The organism is Glycomyces sp. NPDC021274, from assembly GCF_040641195.1.
Lineage (GTDB): Bacteria > Actinomycetota > Actinomycetes > Mycobacteriales > Micromonosporaceae > Glycomyces.
In genome coordinates this window covers 1-1,074 of record NZ_JBFADC010000129.1, presented here as the reverse complement: position 1 = coordinate 1,074, position 1,074 = coordinate 1, and the positions used below count along the sequence as shown (strand labels likewise).

Genomic DNA, 1,074 nt, shown 5'->3' with positions numbered 1-1,074 from the left:
GCCTGCCGAGAACCCGGCCGCCGCTCTAGAGCGGCAGCATCATGCTCGGGCCGAAGCGCGGCGCGAGGTGGGTGATCATGCGCGGATCACTGGCCGAGTCGTCCACGAAGACCGGCTCACCGGCGAGGAGTTGCTCGGCCACCGGGCTCTCCCGCGGGATCTGGGTCCCCATGATCCCGGTCGGGTCGTCGGCCGACACCGCGACGATCTCCAGCCCGCCGTCCTCGTCCGGCAGCAGCACGATGCCGGCCGCCGAATCCGCCAGCTTCTTCGCCTGCTCCGCGACCACCGCGAGCGCGTCGTCGACATCGCTGCCAGCGAGCAGTTCGGTGGTCACCGCCACCGACCCGTCGATCCAGCGCTCCCGCTGCCGGGTCGCCGCGTACAGCCGGGCGTTGCCGATCGCGATACCGGCCTCGGTGGCCAGCACCCGCACCATGTGCAGGTCCTCTTCGCTGAACTCGCCGCCGCGTTTCTCGGTCAGATAGAGATTCCCGAAGATCTCGCCCTGGACCCGGATCGGTACCCCGAGGAACGACCGCATCGGCGGGTGGCCCGGCGGGAAGCCGGCCGAGCGCGGATCCTTGGCCAGGTTGGCCAGCCGCACCGGCTTCGGGTCGTGGATCAGCGCGCCGAGCAGGCCCTTGTGGCCGTCGGGCAGCGCACCGATGCGCTCGTGCTGCTCCCCGGTCACGCCGTAGGTCACGAAGTCCGACAGCCCCTCCCGGGCGTCGTCGATGATCCCGATCGCGGCGTAGCGCGCATTGGCGAGCTCGGCGGCGGTCTCCACGATCCGGTCCAGCGTGATGTGCAGGTCCAGCCCGGCGCCGACCGTGCGCATCGCCTCCAGCAGCTGCGGCACCCGCGCGGTCAGCTCGGACGACAGCCCCCGGAGACTACGGGTGGCCTCGGTGGCGGCGTCCATGGGGTCCGGGCGTCCGATATCCCTCCCGATGTCCGGGGGGTCCGGGCGCGATCCTGCCGTGGCTGCCATGCCCCGAGCCTAATAAGGGCCCATTTCCGAGGAAAGTGCAGTTATCCGGCGAGGCCCTGCCACAGGGAGACGGCCAGGTG

At 71.1% G+C, this 1,074-nt stretch carries 1 pseudogene; it reads right to left on the bottom strand.

Annotated elements, in window-relative coordinates:
• Positions 1 to 28: 28 nt before the first annotated feature.
• Positions 29 to 925, bottom strand: a pseudogene (locus tag AB0I03_RS27100) (GAF domain-containing protein); the annotation flags it as partial.
• Between the last annotated feature and the right edge of the window lie 149 nt (positions 926 to 1,074).